15 protein-coding genes and 1 pseudogene are annotated in these 17,503 nt (G+C 72.0%); 1 reads left to right on the top strand and 15 read right to left on the bottom strand.

Annotation, left to right across the window (positions count from 1 at the left end; translation table 11 throughout):
* Nucleotides 1-37: 37 nt before the first annotated feature.
* From ACZ4MU_RS24035 to ACZ4MU_RS24105, 15 genes and pseudogenes are all read right to left on the bottom strand, one after another.
* Nucleotides 38-244: pseudogene (locus ACZ4MU_RS24035) on the bottom strand (flavodoxin-dependent (E)-4-hydroxy-3-methylbut-2-enyl-diphosphate synthase); the annotation flags it as partial.
* A 100-nt stretch (nt 245-344) separates the two neighbouring features.
* Nucleotides 345-1,367, bottom strand: coding sequence for an adenosyl-hopene transferase HpnH (hpnH, locus tag ACZ4MU_RS24040; protein ID WP_406551138.1), 1,023 nt, complete (start codon nt 1,365-1,367; stop codon nt 345-347).
* Between the two features lie 5 nt (nt 1,368-1,372).
* On the bottom strand, nt 1,373-2,029 hold the full coding sequence (locus ACZ4MU_RS24045; RefSeq protein ID WP_467880078.1) for a phosphorylase family protein: 657 nt from the start codon (nt 2,027-2,029) through the stop codon (nt 1,373-1,375).
* On the bottom strand, nt 2,029-4,023 hold the full coding sequence (gene shc / locus ACZ4MU_RS24050; protein WP_467880080.1) for a squalene--hopene cyclase: 1,995 nt from the start codon (nt 4,021-4,023) through the stop codon (nt 2,029-2,031). Before shc ends, ACZ4MU_RS24045 begins: the two co-directional genes overlap by 1 nt.
* Before the next feature lie 111 nt (nt 4,024-4,134).
* Complete coding sequence (locus ACZ4MU_RS24055) at nt 4,135-5,193, bottom strand: polyprenyl synthetase family protein (RefSeq protein ID WP_467880434.1); 1,059 nt, start codon at nt 5,191-5,193, stop codon at nt 4,135-4,137.
* A 41-nt stretch (nt 5,194-5,234) separates the two neighbouring features.
* Complete coding sequence (hpnE, locus tag ACZ4MU_RS24060) at nt 5,235-6,617, bottom strand: hydroxysqualene dehydroxylase HpnE (protein WP_467880083.1); 1,383 nt, start codon at nt 6,615-6,617, stop codon at nt 5,235-5,237.
* Nucleotides 6,618-6,753: 136 nt separating this feature from the next.
* Nucleotides 6,754-7,704, bottom strand: a complete 951-nt coding sequence (hpnD, locus tag ACZ4MU_RS24065; protein ID WP_467880085.1) for a presqualene diphosphate synthase HpnD — start codon at nt 7,702-7,704, stop codon at nt 6,754-6,756.
* Complete coding sequence (gene hpnC, locus ACZ4MU_RS24070) at nt 7,701-8,594, bottom strand: squalene synthase HpnC (protein ID WP_467880088.1); 894 nt, start codon at nt 8,592-8,594, stop codon at nt 7,701-7,703. The genes hpnD and hpnC overlap by 4 nt, the downstream gene beginning before the upstream one ends.
* A 429-nt stretch (nt 8,595-9,023) precedes the next feature.
* Entirely contained in the window at nt 9,024-9,827 is an 804-nt protein-coding gene (locus tag ACZ4MU_RS24075; RefSeq protein ID WP_467880090.1) for an ABC transporter ATP-binding protein, read from the bottom strand.
* The gene (locus ACZ4MU_RS24080) at nt 9,820-10,701 is read right to left on the bottom strand and encodes an ABC transporter permease (protein WP_467880093.1); all 882 of its coding nucleotides are present in this window, start codon (nt 10,699-10,701) and stop codon (nt 9,820-9,822) included. The genes ACZ4MU_RS24075 and ACZ4MU_RS24080 overlap by 8 nt, the downstream gene beginning before the upstream one ends.
* A 99-nt stretch (nt 10,702-10,800) precedes the next feature.
* Nucleotides 10,801-11,685 carry a glycosyltransferase family 2 protein gene (locus tag ACZ4MU_RS24085; RefSeq protein WP_467880096.1) on the bottom strand — a complete coding sequence of 295 codons (885 nt, stop codon included), beginning with the start codon at nt 11,683-11,685 and terminating at the stop codon, nt 10,801-10,803.
* Nucleotides 11,682-12,461 carry a CDP-alcohol phosphatidyltransferase family protein gene (locus tag ACZ4MU_RS24090; protein ID WP_467880098.1) on the bottom strand — a complete coding sequence of 260 codons (780 nt, stop codon included), beginning with the start codon at nt 12,459-12,461 and terminating at the stop codon, nt 11,682-11,684. Before ACZ4MU_RS24090 ends, ACZ4MU_RS24085 begins: the two co-directional genes overlap by 4 nt.
* A complete protein-coding gene (locus tag ACZ4MU_RS24095; RefSeq protein ID WP_467880101.1) occupies nt 12,439-13,500 on the bottom strand; it encodes an iron-containing alcohol dehydrogenase family protein in 1,062 nt (353 codons plus the stop codon). Before ACZ4MU_RS24095 ends, ACZ4MU_RS24090 begins: the two co-directional genes overlap by 23 nt.
* Nucleotides 13,488-14,225, bottom strand: a complete 738-nt coding sequence (locus ACZ4MU_RS24100; protein ID WP_467880103.1) for a phosphocholine cytidylyltransferase family protein — start codon at nt 14,223-14,225, stop codon at nt 13,488-13,490. The genes ACZ4MU_RS24095 and ACZ4MU_RS24100 overlap by 13 nt, the downstream gene beginning before the upstream one ends.
* The gene (locus tag ACZ4MU_RS24105) at nt 14,222-16,075 is read right to left on the bottom strand and encodes a DUF5941 domain-containing protein (RefSeq protein ID WP_467880437.1); all 1,854 of its coding nucleotides are present in this window, start codon (nt 16,073-16,075) and stop codon (nt 14,222-14,224) included. Before ACZ4MU_RS24105 ends, ACZ4MU_RS24100 begins: the two co-directional genes overlap by 4 nt.
* 440 nt (nt 16,076-16,515) lie before the next feature.
* On the opposite strand from ACZ4MU_RS24105, the gene ACZ4MU_RS24110 reads away from it, so the two are divergent.
* A complete protein-coding gene (locus tag ACZ4MU_RS24110) occupies nt 16,516-17,457 on the top strand; it encodes a cation diffusion facilitator family transporter (protein ID WP_467880106.1) in 942 nt (313 codons plus the stop codon).
* The last annotated feature ends 46 nt before the right edge of the window (nt 17,458-17,503 follow it).

Genomic DNA, 17,503 nt, shown 5'->3' on the forward strand with positions numbered 1-17,503 from the left:
CCCCCTTCGGATCCCGTTCAGCTCTCGGTGGTTGCGGTCAGACCCGTGCGGTGACGCCCGGGACGCCGGCGGCGACGCCCGCTCCTTCCCTCCGCTCCGCGGCCTTCATCGCCTCCTCGGTCGGCGTCTCCACGATCTCCGACTCCGGGAACGTCTTGATGACCTCCCCCTTCACCGAGATCCGCCCCTTGCCCCGGCCGGAGGCCACCCCCGGATCCGCCTCACGCGCCTCACCAGGCCCGTCCGACCCGGCCTGGATGCGCCGCCGAGGGGCGGCGCTCGGCCAGGGCCGGGCCGGCGGGGCGGGGAGGCCCGGTGCGACGGGCTCCGGGGCCCTCATCACGTCACCCGCGGTTCCCCTGCACGGTCTCGCGGACCGCGCGCAGCGACTCCTTGAGCGAGCCCATGGTCGCGAGGACGGCGGTGGGCTCGTAGCCGCAGTGCGCCATGCAGTTGGCGCACCGGTCGTCCTTGCCCCGGCCGTACTTGTCCCAGTCGGTCTCCTCCACGAGCTCCCGGTAGGTCGGTACGTACCCGTCGCTCATCAGGTAGCAGGGCCGCTGCCAGCCGAAGAGCGAGTAGTTGGGGATCGCCCAGGCCGTGCACGGGAAGTCCGCCTTGCCCTCCAGGAAGTCCAGGAAGAGCGGCGAGTGGTTGAGCCGCCAGCGGCGGCGGTTGCCGCCGGAGAACGCCTTCTTGAAGAGCTCGCGGGTCTGCTCGACGCCCAGGAAGTGCTCCTGGTCGGGCGCCTTCTCGTAGGCGTACGCGGGCGAGATCATCATCTCGTCGACCTGGAGGTCGTCATTGAGGAAGTTGAGCACCTCGATGATCGTCTGCGGGGTGTCGGTGTTGAAGAAGGTGGAGTTGGTGGTGACCCGGAAGCCGCGCCGCTTGGCCTCCTTGATCGCCGCCACCGCCTCGTCGAAGACGCCCTCCTTCGCCACCGACTCGTCGTGCCGCTCGCGCAGCCCGTCGATGTGCACGGCGAACGCGAAGTACGGCGACGGGGTGAACTTCTCCAGCTTCTTGCGCAGCAGCAGGGCGTTGGTGCAGAGGAAGACGTATTTCCTCTTCGCCACCAACTGCCGCACGATCTCATCGATCTGAGGGTGCATCAGGGGCTCGCCGCCCGCGATGGAGACCATGGGGGCACCCGACTCCAGGACGGCGCCCACGGCCTGGGCCACCGGCATGCGCTGCTTCAGGACCCCGGCCGGGTGCTGGATCTTCCCGCAGCCCTCGCACTTCAGATTGCACGCGAAGAGCGGTTCCAGCTCGACGATCAGCGGGAACTTCTCGCGCTTGCGGAGCTTCTGTTCAAAAAGATAGGTCCCGACCCTGATGGACTGGCGAAGCGGCATGGCCATCTGGCTCACCTCCTGGGGAGCGGCAAAGAACGGTGCCATTCAAAGAAAGCGGGAAGGACGGCACGGAGAACACGGAAAGCCGATATTCCACCGCGCACCGTGCCGATACGGACGAGTTCATGTTCCGGAGCGTCCACGACCACCCGTACGGCCGCAACCGGACGCTCTCCGGCCCCGACGGCGCTCCACAGCGTCGCCGCGGACTCCATGTCCACGGCGATCGCCCCGGTCGCTCGCAGCTCGGCCCGTTCGTGACCACGTACCACGTGGTCGGAGCCGAGGAGTGGACCGGTGTGCACGGTGCGGCCGGGCAGCGCCACGCTCAGCGCCTTGGCCAGCACCTCCGTACCCACGCAAGCGGTCGTGCCGCGCGGGTCGCGGGTCTCTTCGGCGACGACCAGGTCCCCGGGGTGCATCCCCGGGGACAGGCCGGCGCAGAACCCGGAGGCGATCACGGCCGCCTCCCGGTTGGCCGTCGTGCCCAGACCGCGCAGCACGGCCCGTTCGGCGGCCCTGGGCCCCATGCCGCTGCGCAGCACGGTCACCACCTGGCCGGGCGTCCGGCCCCGGCCGCCGCTGCGCAGCGCGAGCTCCTCGATGGTGAGCGCGCAGGCGACGAGCAGCGGCAGGGGTTCCGGGACGGCGGCGGGGTGTACGTCCATCACTTCCCCTTGCGGCCGTTGAGGGAGAACGGTTCTCCATGGACATAGCGGCCGAGCGCGGTGAGCGGGAAGACCTGGCGGTAGAGGTGGTAGTTGATGGAGAAGTCCCAGGGGAAACCGGTGCCGGTGAAGTACGGCTCGTCCCAGGAGCCGTCCACCCGCTGGGTCCGGGCGAGCCAGGCCACGCCCCGCTCGACCGCCGTACTCTCCCGCTCCCCCGCCGCGAGGAGCGCCAGCAGCGCCCAGGCGGTCTGGGAGGCGGTCGAGACGCCGTGCCCGATCCACTCCTGCTCCCGGTAGGAGCGCAGGTCCTCGCCCCAGCCGCCGTCCTCGTTCTGCACCGACTCCAGCCAGGTCACGGCCCGGCGGATCGCGGGGTGCGTCACGGGAAGCCCGGCGGCGGTGAGCGCCGGGACCACCGAGCCGGTGCCGTAGACGTAGTTGACGCCCCAGCGCCCGAACCAGGCCCCGTTCGCCTCCTGTTCGGCCAGCAGCCAAGCGATGCCGCGCCGGGCGCGCGGCTCGTGGGCGCGGCCCTCGACGGCCAGCATCTCCACGACGTGCGCGGTGACGTCGGCCGACGGCGGGTCGATGACCTCGCCGAAGTCGCAGAACGGCAGGCGGTTGGGGAACGGGCTGGTGTTGTCGGCGTCGAAGGCGCCCCACGCCCCGTTCTTCGACTGCATCCCCAGCGTCCAGCGCGCGGCCCGGCGGATCGCCCCCTCGACCCGCTCGGGGTCGGGGTGGCGCACCCGGCGCAGCGCGAGGATCACCTCGGCGGTGTCGTCGATGTCGGGGTAGTTGTCGTTGTGGAACTCGAACGCCCAGCCACCCGGGGCCAGTTGCGGCTTCTTCACCGACCAGTCGCCCGGCCGGACGATCTCCTCGCCGAGCATCCAGTCGACGGCCTTGACCAGGGCCGGGTGGTCGGCGGCCAGCCCCGCGTCGGCGAGCGCGATGGTGGCCAGGCAGGTGTCCCACACCGGGGACTGGCACGCCTCGATCATCCGGGAGCCGTCCTCGCGCCACACCGCGAACCGGTCGAGGGATTCCAGACCGGCCCGCATCACCGGGTGCCGGAGGTCGTAGCCGAGCAGATGGAGGGCGATCACCGAGTAGACGGCGGGCGGCTGGATGCCGCCCCAGCAGCCGTCGTTCTCCTGGCGCTCGACGATCCAGCGGGCGGCCGCGTTCATCGCGGCCCGGCGCAGCCGGCGCGGGGCGAGGCGGTGGTAGAGGTGCAGCGCCCTGTCGAGCCGCTGGAAGGCGCCGTCCCAGCTGGCGAGGGGGGCGAGCGGCTTGGCGGGGTTGGGGTCGCGCGCGTCGGTGTGCAGCTCGTCGAGCGCGAAGGGCGCGGGCCGCACCGGCCGCTTGGCGGAGACCACCGTGAGCGGCACGATCGTCTGCCGGGCCCAGCAGCCGAAGTCGTAGATGTTCAGCGGGAACCAGGCGGGCAGGAAGATCAGCTCCGGCGGCAGCTCGGGCAGGTCGTCCCACTTCCACCAGCCGAACAGGGCCAGCCAGATCCGGGTGAAGACCCGGCAGGCGGCGATGCCGCCCTGGCCCCTGACCCAGGCCGAGGCCCGCGCCATGTGCGGGTCGTCCGGCCGGTCCCCGGCGAGCCGCAGCGCCACATACGCCTCGACGGTGGCGGAGAGCTCGGGCGGGCCGCCGTAGAAGGTGGCCCAGGTGCCGTCCTCGCGCTGCTCGCCCCGGATGTGGAGCGCGGCCGCCGCGACCGTCTTCTCGTCCTGGATGCCGAGGAACTGACGCAGCAGCAGGTCCTCGGCGTCCATGGTGACGTTGGTCTCCAGGTCGCCCTTCCACCAGCCGAGGTCGTCCTGCCCGGCGAGCAGGTGCTCCACCGCCCGGTCCATCGCCCGCCGGGCGGCTTCGAGCCCCTCGTCCGCGCCGGGCGGCGGCGCGGTCGTCCCTCTGGCCGCGGTGGCGGGGGGCCGCGTGGCCCCGGCGCTTCCGTCGGTCGTCGCTGTCATGGCTTCCCCTTAATGCAAGTGCAGTGCTACTTCTGCTGTGCTGGGGTTTCCGTCGGAGGCGGCCCGGCGGCGGGCCCGCTCCGGCGACGTCACGTCATATGCGAATGGTGATCATCTCTTCCGTACGACGACGAAGTCGGCCAGGGCGGTCAGCTGCGCCCGCACCCGCTCGGGCATGTCCACGGTGCCCAGCGCCTCGATCGCCACGGCGTGCTGCCTGCGGGCCTCCTGCGAGGTCCACTCCCGGCCGCCGGCCTCCTCGATCAGCGCGGCCCGGGTGGCGAACTCCTCCTCGGAGAAGCTGTCGAAGTCGTTGCTCTTGGCGTCGGCGGCGAGCAGCTCGCCCAGGCGCTCGGAGGCCGGGCCGCCCGCCGCGAGGGCCGCCACCACCGGCAGGGACTTCTTGCGCTGGCGCAGGTCGCTCCAGGTCTGCTTGCCGGTGGCCTCCGGGTCGCCCCAGATGCCGAGGAGGTCGTCGACGGCCTGGAAGGCGAGGCCGAGGTGGTAGCCGTACGCCTCCAGCGTGTCGGCCGTGCGGTCGTCCGCGCCGCCGAGGACCGCGCCGATGGAGCAGGCGCAGGCGAGCAGCGCGCCCGTCTTGTTGCCCTCCATCTCCAGGCACTCCTCGACGGTGACCCGCTCGCGGTGCTCGTAGGAGATGTCCTGGGCCTGGCCGTCGATGAGCTTGCGGGTCGCGGTGGTCAGCCGGCGCGTGGCGCGCCCGGCCTCGACCGTGCCGAGTTCCAGGAGGACCTCGTTGGCCAGCGCGAACAGCGCGTCGCCGACGAGGATCGCCTGCGCCGGGCCGTGCACCTTCCAGACCGTGTCGCGGTGGCGGCGCTGCTCGTCGCCGTCCATCAGGTCGTCGTGGAGCAGGGAGAAGTTGTGCACCAGCTCGACCGCGACCGCGCCGGGCACGCCGACTTCGGGGCGGGCCCCGGCCGCCTCGGCGGAGAGCAGGGCGAGGGCGGGCCGGACGGCCTTGCCGCCGTCGCCGTCCGCCGGGTTGCCCTGGGCGTCGATCCATCCGAAGTGGTAGGCGGCGACGGTGTCCATGGGAGCGGCCAGCCGCTCCACGGCCGTGCGCAGCACCGGCGTGGACAGCGTCCGTCCGCGCTCCAGAAGTGCGGCGACGTCCACGGTGTCGACAGCCGGGTTCGCCGAAGGCACAGTCGCCACGGTCTCTCCTCTTGTTCCAGTACTGCTGAGGGTCATGCCGCCTCCTGAAGCGGATGGACGTGGGAGCGGCCGAGTACGCCGAGGGCCGCGCCCGCGGCACTGAGTCCGCTGCGTACGGCGCTCTCCATCGTCGCGGGCCAGCCGGTGGCGGTCCACGCGCCGGCCAGGTAGAGACCGGGCGCACGGGTGTGCGAGCCCGGACGCAGCCGTCCGACGCCGGGGGTGGGGGCGAACGTCGCGGTGCGCTCCCGGGTCACGAAGAAGTCCCGTACGCCCGCGCCGCGCGCGGCGGGCAGCAGCCGTTCGAGCTCGGGCAGATAGCGCGCGCGCAGCGCGGCCACCGGCTCGTCGATCTCGTCCTCCGCGGCCGACTGGGAGACCGCCAGGTACTGGCCGCCGCCGGTGAGCCCGGAGGACTCGGTGCGGTCGAAGACCCACTGCACGGGTGAGCCGAGCGCGGCGAAGAACGGCTGGCGCAGCACCTTGCGGTCGTAGACGACATGGAGGTTGAGGATGGGCGCGGTGCCGATGTCGAGCAGCTTGCCGGGGTCGTCGAGGGCGCCGTGGGGCAGCAGGTCGTGCGCCTCGCGCTGTGGGACGGCGAGGACGACCACCTCGGCGTCCAGCGTCTCGCCGCTCACCTCGACCCGCCACGCGCCGCTCTCGGTACGGGAGAGGGAGTCGGCCTTGGTACGGGTCTCGACGCGGACCCCGGCCGAGGCGAGCGCCTTGCGGGCCAGCGTGTCGTGGAGGTCGCCCAGCGGTACGCGCGCCCAGCCGATGTCGGCGGCGCCCGGCTCGGAGAGCAGCCCGGTCTTGAAGACCATCGCGGCGAGCCCCAGGGAGGCGTGCGGCGCGGTCGCGTTCAGGGTCGCCACGCCCACCAGGTCCCACAGGGCCTCGACGGTACGGGCGGACTGGCCGTGGCGGCCGAGCCAGGTGGCGAAATCCACTCCGTCGAGCGCCGGGTCGGCCGGGTCGAGGTCCTTGAGCGCGAGTGCGGCGCGCCCGACGGAGGCCCGCTCGGCCAGGGAGAGGTGCGGATAGGTGGCGAGGCCGGCGGCCAGGTGCAGCGGCACCGGCAGCGCGGTGCGGCGCAGTCTGCCGAGCCGGGGCCCGCGCGGGTGGGCGACGTCCAGGACGGGCACGTCGAGCCGGCGCTGCAGCCGCGCGAGGTGGGCGCCGCCGATCCGCTCCAGGAACCAGCGGTAGGCCGTGCAGCAGCGCAGATAGACGTGCTGGCCGTTGTCGACGGAGAGTTCGCCGCGCCGGAAGGAGAAGGCGAGGCCGCCCAGCCGGGGACGGCCCTCGACCAGGGTCACGGCCAGACCCGCGCCGGCCAGTTCCAGCGCGGCGGTGACGCCGGCCAGACCTCCGCCGACGACCACCGCGCGTTCACGCTGCGGGGTTGTCATGCGCCCTTCCCTTCGGCAGGGCCGGCGTCGTGCGCACGGCCGGCCGTCGCAGTCAGGGACGCCCCGGCAGGGGCCGGGGTTGCACGCCCTGGGCACGTAATGCTCCTCGGCCGCACCTCCAGGTGCCCATGGGCCATCAGGCGCGCCTCCTGGCGGTCTGTCGCGAGACGGTACGGGTGTCGAGCCCGGACAGCCCGCGTACCGCCACGTACGCCTTCTCCCTGCCGGGCAGGGAGACCCGGCCGCGCAGCACGGCCTCCGGGTCGCGCTCGATGCGGTCGAGCAGCCGGCGGTAGATTCCGGCCATCGCGGCGACGCAGGCGCCGCTGCGCCGGTCGAGCATGGGCAGCAGCCGGTAGCCCTCGGCGAACAGGGCGCGGGCCCGGCGCACTTCGAAGTGGACCAGGCCCGCGAAGTCGGAGCCGGCGGGTGGGACCGGGGTGCGGAAGCCCTCGGCGCACCCGAACTTCGCCAGGTCGTCGGCGGGAAGATAGGTGCGTCCGTTGCCCGCGTCCTCGCGAACGTCTCTGAGGATGTTGGTGAGTTGCAGGGCCAGGCCCAGCGTGTCGGCGTACTCCGCGGCGCGCTCGGCGCCCGGTGCGCCCGGTTGTGTACCGAACACGCCCAGGGAGAGCCGGCCGATCGCACCGGCGACACACCGGCAGTAGACCTTCAGGTCGTCCCAGGTCTCGTAGGTCTCGCCGTGCACGTCCATCAGGACGCCGTCGATGAGCTCGTCGAGCCCGTCCAGCGGGATGGGGAAGCGGCGCGCCGCGTCCGCGAGCGCCACGGCGACCGGGTCGGTGTCGTCCTCCTCGACCGCGCCCTCGGCGATCCGGCCGAGCAGCGCGCGGGTGTCCTCCAGGCGCTGCTTCTTGGCCCCGGCGGCCAGCGCTCCGTCGCCGATGTCGTCGACGCGCCGCGAGAACGCGTAGAGCGCGGACATCGCCTGGCGCTTGTCGGTCGGCAGCAGCCGGATGCCGTACGCGAAGTTGCGCGCCTGCTGTCCGGTCACCGCCTCGCAGTAGCTGTACGCGGCCTGTACCGGCGCGGACGCGTGTGCGTGTGGATCCACGGTCCGGCTCACCCCTCTCTACGCGCTCTGCGCAACACGGCTCCCACTTCGCGCAGCAGACTGGTCTTGGTGGGTTTGGGCGGTCCAGGGAGTACGTCGTGGCCGGCGGCCGCCACCGCGTCGAGCGCGGCACGGCCCCCGGCCACGAATCCGGCCAGCAGCAGCCTGAGTCTGCCGTGGACGCTACCCACCAGGGAGGTGCCTTCATTCAGGAGCCGCGCGGCGCGTTCCGCTTCGAACGCGACCAGGGCGCGCACCGACGCGCCCCCGCGCGGGGCGGCCAGCTCGGCCTCGGTGACGTGGAACCGCTTCATGTCCTCGGCGGGGAGGTAGATCCGGTCCCGGCCGAGGTCCTCGGCGACGTCCTGGAGGTGTTCGACGATCTGGAGCGCGGTGCAGACGGCGTCCGAGCGGCGGACGCGCTCGGGGCTCTCGGTGCCGGTGATCGCCAGCACCAGGCGGCCCACGGGGTTGGCGGACAGTTCGCAGTACGCGACCAGGTCCTCGTAGGTCTCGTACCGCCGGACCCGCTGGTCCTGCCGGTTCGCCGCGATCAGGGCGAGGAAGGGGTCGGGGGTGAGCGAGCGGCGGCGGACGGTCGGCTGCAGCGCCCCGAGCAGCGGGTGGCGCGGGGTGGAGTCGAAGACGCGGCGCAGATCGGCCTCGAAGGCGTCGAGCATCACGAGCCGGTCGTCCGCGTCGGCGGGGGCGAGGCCGAGGTGGCGGGCGTCGGCGCCGCCGGGCGCGAGGTCGCCGTCGCCGATGTCGTCGACCAGGCGCGCGTAGCCGTACACGGCCATCAGGTCGTCGCGCCAGGCGCGCGGCAGAAAGAAGGGGGCCACCGGGAAGTTCTCCGCCGTGGCCTTGTCGAGCGTGGTGCGCGAGGGGGAGTCGGTGCGCACGTCCCGGACACCTGTCACCGGGGGCCGCCCGGTACGGGAACGGCGGAAGTCTCGCGCAGGTGGAGATTTCCCGTAGCCATTGCCGTCACATCTCCCGTTCTACACCGCCGACCCAAAACATCCCATTTCGGACACGCCGCCGAGCCTCCCGAGTGGAGAACGGCTCCCGCGCGCGGCGCCCGGGGTGGTACCGCCCATCCGTCACGATCAACACCGGTACAGCTTACGTTGTACAACGCCTGACAACACGTCGGGGTGTTGAGCGCATCACAAGAACACTTCAATCCGCGCCAACCTTCCCCGGGCCCGGGCGACTTGACGCGGTCTTGACGTTCCGGGCCGTCCCGAGCACCGCCCCGAAGGACGCGAAAGCCCCCGCCGGGGTTGATCGACGGAGGCCTTCGACGGCGTACGGGCGGTGACCGGGTGTCAGCGGCCCGTCTCCTTCTGGTAGGCCTTGACGACCTCGTCGGTGGGCCCGTCCATCAGCAGCTCGCCCCGCTCCAGCCAGAGCACGCGGTTGCAGGTGTCCCGGATGGAACCGATGCTGTGGCTGACCAGGAAGACCGTGCCCGCGTGCTTGCGCAGCTCGCGGATGCGCTCCTCGGAGCGGATCTGGAACTTGCGGTCACCGGTGGCCAGCGCCTCGTCGATCATCAGGACGTCGTGGTCCTTGGCGGCGGCGATGGAGAACCGCAGCCGGGCCGCCATGCCGGAGGAGTACGTCCGCATCGGCAGGGTGATGAAGTCGCCCTTCTCGTTGATGCCGGAGAAGTCGACGATCTCCTGGTACCGCTCCTTGATCTCCTCCCGGGACATGCCCATGGCCAGGCCGCCCAGGATCACGTTGCGCTCGCCGGTCAGCTCGTTCATCAGCGCGGCGTTGACGCCGAGCAGCGAGGGCTGGCCGTTGGTGTACACCTTGCCCCTGGCGGGCGGCAGCAGGCCGGCGATCGCCCGCAGCAGGGTCGACTTGCCCGAGCCGTTGGTGCCGATCAGGCCGATCGCCTCGCCGCGGTAGGCGGTGAAGGAGACGCCCCGCACCGCGTGCACCTTGCGCATGCCGCGCGACTCGCCGGTGTCCCGGCGCACGATCCGGCTGAGCGCGGCGGTGGCGCTGCCGCGTCCGCCGCCCGCGCCGTTGACCGTGTACACGATGTGCACATCGTCGGCGATGACGGTCGGGATGCGCTCGCCGCTCGCGTCGGCGATACGGATGTTGTCCTCAGCCACGGCCGTACTGCTCCTCTGCCTTCCAGAAGTACACGAAGCCCGCGGCGCCCACCGCGAGGGCCCAGCCGACCGCCAGCGCCCACACGTGCGGCGGCAGGTTGTGGGCCCCGTAGCCGTCGATCATGGAGTACCGCGCCAGGTCCATGTAGACCGCGGCGGGATTGACCTGGAGCACCTGGGCGAGCCAGTGCGGCTTGCCCTGGAGGACCACCTTGATGCTGAACATGACGCCGGAGGCGTACATCCAGGTCCGCAGGACGAACGGCATCAGCTGGGCGAGGTCCGGGGTCTTGCTGCCGAGCCTGGCCATGATCAGCGCCAGGCCGGTGTTGAAGACGAACTGGCACGCCAGGACCGGCACCATCAGCAGCCACGACGCCATCGGCATGGTGCCCGACGCGACCACCACGAGCACCAGGACGATCATCGAGAACAGCAGCTGCTGGAGCTGCTGGAGGGCGAAGGAGATCGGCAGCGAGGCGCGCGGGAAGTGCAGCGCGCGCACCAGGCCGAGGTTGCCCGAGATCGCCCGGACGCCCGCCATCACCGAGTTCTGCGTGAAGGTGAAGACGAAGATGCCCGTCACCAGGAACGGGATGTAGACGTCCGAGGGGATGCCCCGTTTGGCGTTCATCAGCACGCCGAAGATGAAGTAGTAGACCAGCGCGTTGAGCAGCGGGGTGGCCACCTGCCAGATCTGGCCGAGCTTCGCCTGGCTGTACTGGGCGGTCAGCTTCGCCTGCGAGAACGACAGGATGAAGTGGCGCCGCCCCCAGAGCTGGCGGCAGTACTCGGGCAGCCCCGGCCGGGCGCCGCTCACCGCCAGGCCGTGCTTGGCGGCGAGTTCCGCCGGGGACAGAGTTGTGTCACTCACAAGAGGAAACTTTCGCTTTCAAAGAAGTACGCCCGATGGCCGTTGACCGAAGTGCCCGGGGCCGGACGGCCACGCCCGATGTGCTCCGACCCGAGAGTGTCAGATGACGGGCGGCCGGCCCAGCCGGGTCAGCCGCCAGACCGTGCGCCACTTCATGGGGCGGCGCGGGCCGCAGGGAGTGGTCCAGCCCTCCTTGAAGCCGCCGAACCACGCCTTGAGGGCGGGCCCGGAGGGCTTGCGGGCGAGCGTGAGCAGCATCCAGACCCCCAGATAGACCGGGACCAAGAGGGCCGGCAGGTTGCGCCGGGCCAGCCAGACCCGGTTGCGGGCCACCATCCGGTGGTAGACCGCGTGCCGGGAGGGCGCCGTCGTCGGGTGGTACAGGACCATGTCCGCGCGGTAGTCGATCATCCAGCCGGCGTCCAGCGCCCGCCAGGCCAGATCGGTCTCCTCGTGGGCGTAGAAGAACTCGTCGGGCAGGGCGCCGACCTCCGCGAGGACCCTCGTCCGTACGGCGTTGGCGCCGCCCAGGAAGGTCGTCACGCGCGAGGAGCGCATCGGGTCGGAGGCGCGCAGCCGCGGGACGTGGCGGCGCTGGGTGACCCCGGTCTCCGGGTCCGCGATGCGGAAGCTGACGATGCCGAGCTTCGGGTCCTCGGCGAACGCGCGGCGGCACAGCTCGGCCGTGTCGCTGTTGGCCAGCAGCCCGTCGTCGTCGAGGAAGAGCAGGATGTCGACCTCGGCGCCGGACGGGCCGAACGCCTCGATGCCGACGTTGCGCCCGCCGGGGATGCCCAGGTTCTCGGGCAGCTCCACGGTCCGTACGCCCTCGGGGACGTCCGGGACCGGGGCGCCGTTGCCCACCACCACGACCTGGACCGGGTCGCCGTCCTGCTTGGCGACCGAGTCGAGCAGCGCGCGCAGCTCGTCGGGGCGGTTGCCCATGGTGATGACGACCGCGCCGACCTTCAGCGGGGCACTCATTTGAGCCTGCTGGAGGCGAGGATGGACACCAGGTGCAGCACGCTCTGGAGCAGCGCGATGCCCGCGAGGACCGCGACGCCCAGCCGGGAGAAGTACAGGTCGCCGCGGGCGTGGTCGACCAGCGCCAGGACCAGGATCAGCAGGGACGCCTCGATGCCGAGGATCAGCCGGTGGAACTTGAGCGCCCCGGCGGCCCGGCGGGCCAGCGCCATGCCGGAGGAGCGCGGCTCGGAGGCCGTCTCCTTGACCGGCGGCTTGCCCTGCTGGTGGCGGGCGACGCCGACCAGGTCGGTCTCCGACTTGATCATGACGGCGCCGAGGGCCGCGAGGGTGCCGAGGAAGGCCCAGAGCCAGTCGATCCGGCCCGAGCCCCAGATGTCGGCCGCCCGCAGACCGAAGCCGACCAGGACCGCCGCGTCGCACACATAGGCGGCGACCCGGTCCACGTAGACGCCGGTCATCGAGTACTGCTTCTTCCAGCGCGCGACCTCGCCGTCGACGCAGTCGAGCAGCAGGTACAGCTGGACCATCACCACGCCGAGCACGGCGCCCCAGATCCCGGGGACCAGCAGGGCCGGAGCCGCGAGGGCGGCGGCGACGGTCATGACATAGGTCAGCTGGTTGGGCGTGACCCGGGTGGTCACCAGGTGCCGGTCGACGCGCAGGGAGATCTCGCGCATGTAGAGCCGGCCGCCCCAGTGCTCGCCGCTCCGCCGGTCCTTGACGCCGGGCGGGTGCACGACCGGGCGGAGTTCAGCTACCGATGGCTTTTGCATAGTCGGCGTAAGCGTCCTTGATCTGGTCTGCGGACAGGTTGAGGTGTTCCAGGATCGTGAAACGGCCCGGCCGGGTCTGCGGCGCGTACGCCACCGCCCGGACGAACTCGTCGGCGGAGAAGCCGATCTCCCCCGGGAGCACGGGCAGGCCGTGCCTGCGCAGCACCTGGGCGAAGAGAACGGACTGCTCGGTGGCGCCGCGCAGGTGCATGGCGAAGGCGGCGCCGAGGCCGACCTGCTCGCCGTGGAGCGCGGAACGCTTGGGAAAGAGCAGGTCGAAGGCGTGGCTGATCTCGTGACAGGCGCCGGAGGAGGGGCGGGTGTCGCCGCTGATCGACATGGCGATGCCGGAGAGCACCAGCGCCTCGGACAGGACGGTGAGGAACTCGTCGTCACCGACGCCGCCGGGGTGGCGCAGCACGGACTCGCCCGCGGTACGGGCCATGGCCGCGGCCAGACCGTCCACCGGCTCGCCGTTGACCCGGTGCGAGAGCTCCCAGTCCGCGATCGCGGAGATGTTGGAGATCACGTCACCGACGCCGGAGCGGACGAAGCGGACCGGGGCCTCGCGGATGACGTCGAGGTCGATCACCATCGCGATGGGCGTGGGCACGCCGTAGGAGCCGCGGCCGTTGTCGTTGTCCAGGATCGAGACCGGCGAGCAGATGCCGTCGTGCGAGAGGTTGGTGGCGACCGCCACCATGGGCAGCCCGACCCGCGCGGCGGCGTACTTCGCCACGTCGATGATCTTGCCGCCGCCCAGGCCGACGACCGCGTCGTACCGCTTGCCCTTGATGTCGTCGGCGAGCCGCACGGCCGAGTCGATGGTGCCGTCCGCGACCGGGTACCAGTCGGCGCCCGGCAGCACCGGCGCCAGCTTCTCGCTCAGCGCCTGGCCCGAGCCGCCGCTGACCGCGATCGCCAGCTTGCCGGAGGCGGAGATCCGCTGGTCGGCCAGGAGGCCCGCCAGGTCGTCCAGGGCCCCCCGGCTGATGTCGACGACGACCGGCGACGGGATGAGCCGGGTCAGTACTGGCACGCGATCTCACGGCCCTTCGCGAGGTCGTCGTGGTTGTCGATCTCGACCCAGGAGACCTCGCCGATGGGCGCCACGTCGACGGTGAAGCCGCGGTCGACGAGCTCCTGGTAGCCGTCCTCGTAGTAGAGGTCGGGGTCGCGCTCGAAGGTGGCTTCGAGGGCGTCCGCGAGCTCCTCGGCCGCCTCCGGCTCGATGAGGGTGACGCCGATGTACTCACCGGTGGCGGTCGCCGGGTCCATCAGCTTGGTGATGCGCCGCACGCCCTTGCCGGGCTCGGTGATCACCTTCATCTCCTCGTCGGCGAGGCGCTTGACGGCGTCCAGGGCGAGGATGATCCTCCTGCCCTCGCCGCGCGCGGCCAGCAGCGTCTTCTCGACGGAGACCGGGTGCACGGTGTCGCCGTTGGCGAGGATGACGCCCCGCTTCAGCACCTCGCGCGCGCACCACAGGGAGTAGGCGTTGTTCCACTCCTCGGCCTTGTCGTTGTCGATCAGGGTGAGCGTGACGCCGTACCTGGCCTCCAGCTCCTCCTTGCGGGCGTACACGGCTTCCTTGCGGTAGCCGACGACGACGGCGACCTCGGTCAGGCCCACCTCGGCGAAGTTGGCCAGGGTGAGATCGAGGACGGTCGTGTCGCCGTCGACGGGCACGAGGGCCTTCGGGAGCGTGTCGGTGTAGGGGCGCAGACGCCGTCCCGCACCGGCTGCGAGTACGAGGCCGATCATGCCGTTTCTCCTTCGTCATGTACTGCGGGTGCTCCGGAGGACACCCAGAAGCGGATGGACTCCACGACCACCAGGAGCGCCAGGGCCGCCGCGAGGGCGGTGAGCGCCAGGGTGAAGTCCGTGCCGCGGTCGGCGAGGGTCGCGGCGAGCACCGCGACCACCAGCGTCCGCCCCTCGTGGCCGCCGGTCAGGCGGACCAGCAGGCGCGGCGGCGCGCCGGATCCGCCCTTGATGCGGTAGACCGTGTCGTAGTGATGGTAGGCGACCGCCGCCACCAGCCCGAAGGCCGCGGGCAGGGCCCCGTCGACCTCGGAGCGGGCGGCGAGGACCAGGACCGTGCAGTACTCGGCGGCCCGGAAGAACGGCGGCACGAGCCAGTCGAGGGCGCCCTTGAGGGGCGCGGAGACCGCGAGACCGGAGGTGATCGCATAGAAGGCCGCCGCGATGATCACCTGGCGACTGCCGAAGGGCTGGGTGAGCGCCGCGCTCAGCAGCGCCACGGCGCCGACCGCGGCCAGCACCGGAGCGGTCCAGGCGCCCTTGATGCGGAAGCGGGCCGCCGCCACGAGCTCGGCCGCCGGCCCGGAGTCGGCCAGCTCCGCGAGCGCTCGCGCGGCCCGGTCGGTCCGGGTGGCGTGGCGGGTCAGCGAGCGCAGCACCCGCCCGGCCGTGGTGTAGCAGGCCGCGAACGCGCAGCCGATCAGCAGCGCGTAGAAGACGGTCCGGGGGGTCGTCACCGCGGTGAGCACGGCGATCATCGCCCAGCGCTCACCGATCGGCAGCACGATCATCCGGCGCACCCAGACCGTCCAGCCGACCGCGTCGAGCTTGTCGGAGAGGGCGGCGGTGGGGCTGGTGTTGGCGTCGGCGCCAGTGCCCACGACGTGCGCCTCGTTGAAGGAGAAGTCCACGACGTGGCGGCAGGTCTGAAGGACCATCGCGCCGAGCGCGAGCGCCCAGACGTCGTCGGTGCCGCCGCCACGGGCCGCGCCGATCGCCAGGCCCGCGTAGTACGCGTACTCCTTGGCCCGGTCGAAGGTGGCGTCCAGCCAGGCGCCGAGCGTGGAGTACTGGAGCGAGTAGCGGGCGAGCTGCCCGTCGGTGCAGTCCAGGACGAAGGAGAAGAGGAGCAGCGCTCCGGCGGCCACGAAGCCGGCACGGGTGCCGGTCGCCGCGCAGCCGGCCGCTATCAGCGCGGTGAGCAGCGAGGCGGTGGTGACCTGGTTGGGGGTCAGGCCCCGGCGCGCGCACCAGCGGGCGAGGTAGCGCGAGTACGGGCTGATGCAGAACGTGGTGAAGAACCCGTCGCGGGATTTCACGGCGTTGCGCAGCCGCACGGCCTCGTCGTCCACCGCGTCCACGGCCTTGCGGGCGGCGAAGGCGGCCTCGGGCCCGGCGGGCACGGTGGCCACCAGCGAGCCGAGCTCGGGACGGTGCACGGCGACGCCGCCGTCCTGGAGGGCGGCGGCGAGGCGGTCGGTGAGGACGCCCGCGGCGGTGGCGGGGGCGTTGACGGCGACCGCCGCGCCCCCCTCGGCCGCGACGGCGGGCCCGGCGCGCTCCGCGAGGGAGCGCGCGAGCGCGGGGCGGGCCTCCGCCTGGACGGCCAGGGCGCCGGGGATCGCGGCCGCCGGGAACCGGGGGTCGGTCAGGGCGAGGCGCAGGGCGTGTGTGTGGCCCACGAAGGACGGGTCGACCAGGGCGACCCGCTCACCGGGCGGAACCTCGGCGAGCAGGCCGGGCAGGTCCTCGGGCCGCTGGGCGGACCGTACGTCGAAGCCCAGCGAGCGCAGCTCGGGCCCGAGCTGCGACCCGGGGACCGGCAGGCCGGTCAGGATGGCGGTCGACAGACGAACTCACTCCTTGGAGCTGGCATGGCTGATGTCCGGCACCGGCCCAAAACCATGCGGCGGGCGGCGTGTCGGCAGAGGCTATCGGGAGGCTATCGGATGCGTGGAACCGGGAGTTCATCGCCCGTTTACGCCCCGAACGGGCCCTGCGGCAGGGGGCTGCCGCGTGGATCATCATCGTCGATCAGGGCCGTGCCCCACAAACCGCCCCCCGTCCGCCGGGCCCGGGGCCGCGCGCCCTCGTGCGCGCCGGGGCGGCGCTGTGACCTGCGACGCCTGTACGCAGCTCGCGCACACCCGGCAGCGGGGACGTTTCCGCAGGTCAGAGCAGATGACAACGGTGTTCAGTGCCGTGTTGCCCCATACCCCCCGCCCGTAGTTCACTGACCCTTCGTACGCAGATCGCACAACCATGCCAAGAGTCTGAGAGGTGGCCTTCCATGGGGGCTGGGCACGACCACGGACACGCGCACGGCGGGCCGGCGCCGACCGGGACGGCCGCCGCGGCGTACAAGGGGCGGCTGCGGGTGGCCCTCGGCATCACGCTCGGCGTGATGGTGGTCGAGATCGTCGGCGGTCTGCTGGCGGACTCGCTGGCCCTGGTCGCGGACGCCGCGCACATGGCGACGGACGCCCTGGGGCTCGCGATGGCGCTGCTCGCCATCCACTTCGCCAACCGCCCGGCCGGCCACAACCGGACGTTCGGCTACGCGCGGGCCGAGATCCTGGCCGCCCTCGCCAACTGCCTGCTGCTGCTCGGCGTCGGCGGATACGTGCTGTACGAAGCCGTCCAGCGGTTCGTGGAGCCCGCCGACACCTCGGGTGGGACCACGATCGTTTTCGGCCTGATCGGCCTGGTCGCCAACATGGTCTCGCTCTCGCTCCTGGTCCGTGGCCAGCAGGAGAGCATCAACGTACGCGGCGCCTTCCTGGAGGTCCTCGCGGACGCGCTCGGCTCCGTGGCCGTGCTGCTCTCGGCCGCGGTCATCATGACGACCGGCTGGCAGGCCGCCGACCCCATCGCCTCGCTCGTGATCGGCCTGATGATCGTCCCGCGTACGGTGAAGCTGCTGCGCGAGACGCTGGACGTTCTCCTGGAGGCGGCGCCCCGCGGTGTCGACATGAGCGAGGTGCGGGCGCACATCGTGGCCCTGCCGGGCGTCGAGGACGTCCACGACCTGCACGCCTGGACGATCACCTCGGGGATGCCGGTGCTGTCGGCCCATGTGGTGGTCAGCCAGGAGGCGCTGGACTCGGTGGGCCACGAGCGGCTGCTGCACGATCTCCAGGGCTGCCTGGGTGACCACTTCGACGTGGAGCACTGCACCTTCCAGCTGGAGCCGAGCGGCCACGCGGCCCACGAGGCCCGGCTCTGCCACTGAGCGGCCACGCCCCGGGCAGCCATCTCGTTCACATGTTCGATGGTTC

Source organism: Streptomyces sp. NPDC026377 (assembly GCF_055567715.1).

Coding starts and splice junctions, on each gene's coding strand:
- hpnH (WP_406551138.1), bottom strand. CDS start 1,367: ATGGCCATGCCGCTTCGCCAGTCCATCAGGGTCGGGACCTATCTTTTT.
- ACZ4MU_RS24045 (WP_467880078.1), bottom strand. CDS start 2,029: ATGGACGTACACCCCGCCGCCGTCCCGGAACCCCTGCCGCTGCTCGTC.
- shc (WP_467880080.1), bottom strand. CDS start 4,023: ATGACAGCGACGACCGACGGAAGCGCCGGGGCCACGCGGCCCCCCGCC.
- hpnE (WP_467880083.1), bottom strand. CDS start 6,617: ATGACAACCCCGCAGCGTGAACGCGCGGTGGTCGTCGGCGGAGGTCTG.
- ACZ4MU_RS24085 (WP_467880096.1), bottom strand. CDS start 11,685: ATGAGTGCCCCGCTGAAGGTCGGCGCGGTCGTCATCACCATGGGCAAC.
- ACZ4MU_RS24090 (WP_467880098.1), bottom strand. CDS start 12,461: ATGCAAAAGCCATCGGTAGCTGAACTCCGCCCGGTCGTGCACCCGCCC.
- ACZ4MU_RS24100 (WP_467880103.1), bottom strand. CDS start 14,225: ATGATCGGCCTCGTACTCGCAGCCGGTGCGGGACGGCGTCTGCGCCCC.
- ACZ4MU_RS24110 (WP_467880106.1), top strand. CDS start 16,516: ATGGGGGCTGGGCACGACCACGGACACGCGCACGGCGGGCCGGCGCCG.